At 47.8% G+C, this 6,925-nt stretch carries 6 protein-coding genes and 1 pseudogene; 5 read left to right on the forward strand and 2 right to left on the reverse strand.

What is annotated here, in order from left to right; genetic code table 11:
• From V6C93_RS34320 to V6C93_RS34330, 3 genes and pseudogenes are all read left to right on the forward strand, one after another.
• Positions 1–427, forward strand: a pseudogene (locus V6C93_RS34320) (sulfotransferase); the annotation flags it as partial.
• Between the two features lie 188 nt (positions 428–615).
• On the forward strand, positions 616–1,173 hold the full coding sequence (gene cysC, locus V6C93_RS34325) for an adenylyl-sulfate kinase (RefSeq protein ID WP_333481176.1): 558 nt from the start codon (positions 616–618) through the stop codon (positions 1,171–1,173).
• 504 nt (positions 1,174–1,677) lie between these two features.
• Positions 1,678–2,745: a DMT family transporter gene (locus V6C93_RS34330; protein ID WP_414644343.1), complete on the forward strand. Its 1,068-nt coding sequence runs from the start codon at positions 1,678–1,680 to the stop codon at positions 2,743–2,745.
• 38 nt (positions 2,746–2,783) lie between these two features.
• Here the strand turns inward: V6C93_RS34330 and V6C93_RS34335 are convergent, their stop codons facing one another.
• Both V6C93_RS34335 and V6C93_RS34340 read right to left on the reverse strand, forming a co-directional pair.
• Positions 2,784–4,646 (reverse strand): serine hydrolase, encoded by a 1,863-nt coding sequence (locus tag V6C93_RS34335; protein WP_333481177.1) that lies wholly within the window; start codon positions 4,644–4,646, stop codon positions 2,784–2,786.
• A gap of 142 nt (positions 4,647–4,788) precedes the next feature.
• Entirely contained in the window at positions 4,789–5,574 is a 786-nt protein-coding gene (locus V6C93_RS34340; protein WP_333481178.1) for an RNA methyltransferase, read from the reverse strand.
• Between the two features lie 164 nt (positions 5,575–5,738).
• Here V6C93_RS34340 and V6C93_RS34345 point away from each other — a divergent pair, with 164 nt between their 5' ends.
• Positions 5,739–5,891 carry a DUF2256 domain-containing protein gene (locus V6C93_RS34345; protein ID WP_333481180.1) on the forward strand — a complete coding sequence of 51 codons (153 nt, stop codon included), beginning with the start codon at positions 5,739–5,741 and terminating at the stop codon, positions 5,889–5,891.
• A 135-nt stretch (positions 5,892–6,026) separates the two neighbouring features.
• On the forward strand, positions 6,027–6,925 hold an 899-nt coding region (locus V6C93_RS34350; RefSeq protein WP_333481181.1), incomplete at its 3' end, for an isoaspartyl peptidase/L-asparaginase.

Raw genomic sequence — 6,925 nt, forward strand, 5'->3', positions numbered from 1 at the left:
AGAGTTCTTAAACTCAATGCTTGATGTTTCCAATTCTCAGGAAGCCAAAAATATTTCTGTTTTGTCAGCTCTATGGCAAACCAACTCATGCCCACCGATTCCGGCTTATATCGATAAGTTCAAAAAGTCCATGAGTATGGATGAGATTGAAATTATTGAGACAATTGCTGGAGATTACATGGATTATTACGGCTATGAAAAAATGACCCCTGCCAAAGCGAAGATTACGCAAGAAATGAGCGAAGGCATTAAAGTCCGGAGTGAAGAAAAAAAGCAACGGGCATGGGTAGAGCTCAGAGAAAATGCTCCACAGGATTACCAGCTGAGGAAGTTCCGGGCTACTTATCTCAATATGCTGAAAGAACGGTTATTGCAAGACCAACCTCTGGTCTTAAAGAAAATCAAGAACGTTCATCAGATGGCTTAATCAGAGTTCTAATGCTAATTAACTGACAGAAGTTTAGGGTAGTGTTGTCCTTTTCCTCAAGTGTCTTCAGAAAGTTCCCCAAAAAGAGTTTATGCAACCAGAATTTGCTGAAATTTGGGTTGTAGCACTGAGCCGATTCAAAGCTAACAGCAACATTGCTTAATTAACATTCCTGGAGGTAACGAATTATGCAGCATCAAGGAGTCACATTGTGGTTTACAGGTCTGAGTGGGTCAGGCAAAACTACCATTGCCAAAGCAGTTGAGCGTGAGATTAAAGCCCGTCATTGCAAGGTGGAAATGCTCGATGGTGATATTGTGCGTACCAACCTATCTAAAGGTTTGAGTTTTAGCCAACAGGATCGCGATATCAACGTTCGGCGGATCGGCTTTGTGGCCAACCTGCTCAGTCGCAATGGCGTTGTGGCGATCACAGCTGCCATTAGTCCCTACCGCGCCATCCGTAATGAGATTCGCGAGATGACCGAGAGCTTTATGGAAGTGTATGTGAACGCACCCTTAGAGATTTGCGAATGTCGCGATGTCAAGGGTCTGTATGCATTAGCGCGATCGGGCGAGATTAAGAATTTTACTGGCATTGATGACCCTTATGAAGAACCTCTCAATCCGGAAGTGATCTGCTACACGGCAAAGGAAAGCATTGAAGAAAGTGTTGGCAAGGTGATCGCTGAACTAGAACGATACAGCTACCTTCCTATGAGACAGCTTGCAACTCTGGCCGTTTAAAACATCCTAGTACGAGCCGCTTCTCCGAAAGACAGCATCGAGAATACCTGCAAGAGGGTAGCTGTGGCAGTACAGTCGTGACTCCCTGATGGTTGGGTTTTGTCCAGAATTCGACCTTTACTAAAGAGTCGGCTGACTCATCATTAGCACAGTCGAGCCAGCGCCAAAATTTATAACCGAAGCATCCCATGTATTAACAGCATTGGATGCTTCTTCGAGTGAATGCATTACAGAGCAAGTCGCTCGTATCCTAGTGAAGGAAAGGTTATGATTAAAGCAGATTGGCTCTACTAACTGATATCATGTGCGCATAATCGCTTACGATAAAAGGAGAGGGTGCTTTCCCTGAGCGATGCCAAAACGAATTAGCATAGCCCAATACTTAACAATTGAGCAGCTAGAGCAGCATTACCGCCAAGCAAGAGATAGGGTAGAAAGTCGCCAGTATCAGATTATATGATTTGGTTGATGAACCAATCGCCAATCGTTCATTTGAAACACTTGATGATTTGGAGAAACTTTTATTTCGTTGTTGCTCATGTCAAAAGTTTGACCTATCGAATTCCAGGACGAGCTTATCTATTGTTAGCTATCCTGATCTTTGCTTCATCTAACTCCATTACACGCAAGCTTACAGAACTTGGGGCGCAAAACTTAATTGACGGCAGAAATCCTATTTCATTCTGTAATCTTTTGTTTGTGGGCAATCTTTGTGCTTTGATTACCCTATGTTTAATCTACGGTAAACAGTTAAATGTTCAGTCCTTCAAACAGCTCTCATGGAGCGATTGGCTCGGTTTAAGTACAGTTGCTATCCTTTCCGGTGCTCTCGCTCCAGCCTTATTTTTCACTGCCCTCGACCTGACAATGGTGAATAATGTGGTTTTGATTGGACGAATTGAGCCACCGCTGATTCTGGCTTTATCCATCTTAGTGCTGCGAGAACGCGTAAATTATTGGGTAATTGCGGGTGCGATCGCTTCCTTTATTGGTGTTGTCTTAACCATAGTCCTTCAAGCTCCAGAAGCAGGCATGAGGACGATGGGAGGGTTTCAGATCGGAAGAGGTGAATTGATGGCGGCAGGTGCAGCTGTCTCATTAGCTTTTTCCACAATTATTAGTAAGGTAAAGCTGCGCCAAATTCCTTTGGGCCTGTTTAGTTTATTTAGGATGGCATTAGGAACCGTCGTGTTCTTTACGGTAGCACTCAAGCTGTATGGTCTCGTGCATTTCGCGGATGTCTTCTCACCCTTTTTATGGCAATGGATGGCAATTTATAGTGTGGTGATTATCGTTGGGGGTCAATTATGTTGGTTTACCGGCTTGAAAACGACTAACGCATCGGATGTTTCGTTGGCTAGCGCATTTAGCCCACTAGCAGGCATTTTGGCAGCTTATTTGATTTTGGGTGAATCACCGACAATGGCTCAATACATTGGGGGCAGTGTGATTATCTGCGGCATCATCTTGAATCAGATTGGCGTTTCTCGTATGCCGACGAAAACTCCCTCTGCCCCTCAAGTCAGTCCAGCCAAGGAAATGGATATGGAAGTCGGCTTTAAAGGAATATGAGCTAGAAATTGCCTGAGCCGTTAGGCACTGGCAGTAGTTCATTGACCGTAATTGTCCAACGCAAAGTCACGGCTTCCGGTAGCAGTACTGTCGGAAGGCATGGAACTTGTACGAGGGCTTACACCGGGCTGATTGAAATGGTCATAGGCGGTTTGAGAAATTTTGCGAATCAGCTCTTGCGCACTGGCGTCGTTAAAGGGGCGTTTAACCATAACCGAAATAATGTAACTCTTGCCACTGGGCATATTTACCAAGCCCACATCCGCGAGTACTGAGCCAATGTTGCCCGTTTTATGGGCAATGACCGCACCACTGCCTAGCCCTTGGGGCAATAGGGTGTTGATTTCATTATGCTGCATGATACTGAGAATGCGATCGCGCGAAGGTAGTGATACCAATTGCCCTTGATTGATCATCGACATCAAACCAGCCAGTTCTTGAGGGCTGGTGACATTCGTCCCCTCTAAATCTGGCAAGGGATTTTGAATCACAGTTGTGGTCAAGTTCCAAGCACGGAACCGTCGTGTGAGTGCCTCAGTACCTCCGAGTCGAGAGATGAGCATATTCGTTGCTGTGTTATCACTAATCGTGATCATTTTTGTTGCCAACTCCAGAACCGTGAACTTGGTTCCTGGCTTTTGGTACTGCAAATCCCCCGAACCAGAGGCAATCATTTCTGATTGCAGGGTTAGGCTTTCATCTAAGCGAATTTTGCCAGTATCGACATCCTGAAATAAGGCCACCAAGATTGGCAGTTTAATGGTACTCGCTGAAGCAAAAGTAGAGCGGCTATTGATGTCGATGTAAGCCCCCGTATCCAGGTCAACGATAAAGACGCCCGGTTGCAATTTAGGGTTGTTCGCGGCGAGAGCCTGCACCTGTGATTTCAACGGCAAGATTTCCTGACTCAGCGCCAGGGGCGTAGGCTGGCTGACGGGTTTGGGGCTCTCTTGGGCTTGACTTTTAGCCGATTCAGGGCTTTTAACGGACGACACTTGCATGGCTGGGTCTAACGCCGACAACAGTGTCCCTGCGATCGCACCAATGCCAATCCCCAGAATCAGCAGACGAATAATATAAGCTAACGGGTGTGTAGGACGTTTCTGTCTTGGCGGACGCTTAGCCGTTGGATTGGTCTGAATTCTGGATGTTGGAGAGGCTACTTTTTGCTTGACTCGTCTGCCATTGGCTTTCCCCTCTTGAACTGGGGAAGCAACGTTAGTGACCGTTTGGGATGGATTGTTGTCTCGGCGACGCTTGCCTGAATCCCTCAGGAGGTTGAGCGCTGGCAACGCCGATACCGCTGAGCGAATAGCCCGAAGAGCGGGTACAGTGCGATCGCGTCCTTTACCTCTGGGGCTGGCGTCCAAGGATTTGGGAGTTGGGCTGTTTGTTGTGGGTAAGGATGAACGAGGAGAAATCGTGGATGGGGGCTTAACCTGCCACGGGTTTATCCGTGCACTTGAGTTCGATGTCTGTTCTCCCCTTCTGTATCCTGACTCCTGAGTTCGGTAATTTTTTGGGTCAGAGCTTTGTATCCGTGTTGACCCATGAGTGACTGTAGGGGGTCGCTGAGGGGTAATTGGCGAAACAGGTCGCAGTGACTGCACGGAAGAATGGATAGGCGAAGGGGATTTCAGGCGCTGCTGTTGCGGCGGGAGCAGCGGCCTTGGCGGTTCAGGAATGGGGCGCATTGAGGTTGATGCCGTTTGCTGCCTACGCCGCATAGCTCGCCCGAAACTGCGCTTCGGCGGTTGGGGAGAGGGGATGCGAGCCACCTCCTGTCCGAAAAGTTGTTTGCGCAAACTCCGACGCTCACGTCGTTGCCGTTGAATTCGCTGCTCTTGCTGTTCTGCTTCAGGATTTTCTGACTGACCCCTATTCCCTATGGACGCTGCCACCGATCACACCTCCAACACCACTAAGCAGGCAGGCATAACTAAAAAACAACTTATCATTTTTGTTCTACCGACCTACCTAACTTCTTTTATAGACTGTTAACCCACTGAATTTAACATCTAATTTCTCTCTTGCCAGTCTATTTTAGGACTCGATAGACTGGGAACCATCCCCAACATCAGACTTTGGCAGAGATTTTAGTGCCCATTCCATCTGACGGAGAATACCTCGGAGCATAGCGGCCTCCTCTGTGGTTGGCGTTGCTCGGCTCAACAACCGCCGAAATTTTTCCATGCGGGCTTGAGCGGTATGGGGATAAAGATAACCGATTTTTAACAATACAGTTTCTAGATGTTGATAGTAACCTTCCAAAACGTCCAATGGAGCCGTTTCTCCAATTTGGGTAGGGGGGAATAGATAGCGAGTCTCAATATTCGAGGGTAACGATTGAGTACTTTGGTAAAGCTCGTAACAGCAAATCGCAACGGCTTGTGCCAGGTTTAACGAAGGATACTCGGAACTGGAAGGAATACCCACAAATCGCTGGGCATAATTGAGTTCAACATTGCTTAGTCCTCGGTCTTCGCGACCAAAAATTAAGGCAGATGTTACGCCTTCCTTCAATAACCAAGGCAGTGCCGTTCTAGGGGATTCTAGGGGAGTGTTTAGGGTACGGGCACGAGCCGTAGTTGCGATCGCACGTTGACATCCCTTTAAGGCATCCGGTAACGTTGGCACTTCCTGGGCGGCTTCCAAAATATCCCCCCCATGAACCGCCATCTGCCGCGCCTCGATTCCTAACGGGTCACACTGAGGATTGACTAACACTAATTGATGCAGTCCCATATTCTTCATCACCCGCGCCACAGAACCAACATTCAACGGGCCTGCTGGCTCGACTAAGATAATCTTGACGTTGTCTAATTTCATTTCACGTTCTCCCCCATCCGGATTAGAGGATGCTATCCATAGCCACTCCCTTAGCTAAGTCAGCCCCTAAGCCGAGTTGATTGGCTTCCAGCATTTACATCGTTCTTTACAAGTTGATTAACAGTTTTTTACAATTAAACTAGTAATATTACCGTCAACTTAGCATGGCACGCCAGCGTTCCAAATCTGACCTGCCCAGGAAAAACTGCTCAGTCTGCGGACTTCCCTTCACCTGGCGCAAAAAATGGGCGGATTGTTGGGATGAGGTGAAATACTGCTCAGAACGCTGTCGCAGGCGTAAGTCTAAAGCGAGTTAAAGTCATTCGTCAAAAGATGCTGCAAAGCCTCATCACACAAGAATTGGGGTAATTTTGTAGCCTCGCCCAACGAATACTTTGCGATTAAAGTAAAAATCTCTAACCTTTCATTGGATCACAGTCAATACACAACAAATGCAACCTAAACTTATTATTCACGGTGGTGCTGGTAGTTCTCTTAAAGGCAAAGCGGGAGTTGATGTTGTACGCAAGTCCCTCTATAAAGTTATTGAGGAAGTTTACTCTTTATTGTTAACAGGTGCTGATGCCGCTGAGGCTGTGGTACTAGGCTGCCAATTACTGGAGGATGACCCTCGCTTTAATGCAGGGACGGGTTCAGTGCTGCAATCCGATGGGCAAATCCGCATGAGTGCGTCGTTGATGCAGGGGAGTATCCAGCGCTTCAGCGGAGTGATTAATGTTTCGCGAGTCCAAAATCCTATTAACCTGGCAGAGTTCTTGCAAAGCTCCCCCGATCGCGTACTTTCGGACTATGGGTCAGGCGAATTGATGCGGGAACTCAATACTCCTACTTATAATCCCCTGACTGACCTCCGGTTGCAGGAGTGGATGCTAGAACGGCAGGGCAATTTTGAGAAAGAGATGGCGGGAGTTGTTGCAGAAAAAGAGCTGGTGACGGCTTCGGAAGATGGACGCGGCACTATTGGGGTTGTGGTGTTGGATAGTCAGGGGCGTCTGGCAGTAGGGACATCGACGGGTGGCAAAGGCTTTGAACGAATTGGTCGTGTGAGTGATTCGGCAATGCCTGCGGGCAATTACGCTTCCCGTCATGCAGCAGTAAGCTGTACGGGGATTGGGGAGGACATCATTGATGAGTGTTTGGCGGCGCGGATTGTGGTGCGCGTTACCGATGGGTTATCCCTGGTCGAGGCGATGCAGCGTTCGTTTACAGAAGCGAAAGAACACGGGCGAGATTTTGGTGCGATCGCGCTGGATGCAACGGGTGCGATCGCATGGGGTAAAACCAGTCAAGTCCTGCTTGCTGCCTATCATGATGGCAATCAAATTGGAGA

Source organism: Allocoleopsis sp. (assembly GCF_036703385.1).
Lineage (GTDB): Bacteria > Cyanobacteriota > Cyanobacteriia > Cyanobacteriales > Coleofasciculaceae > Allocoleopsis.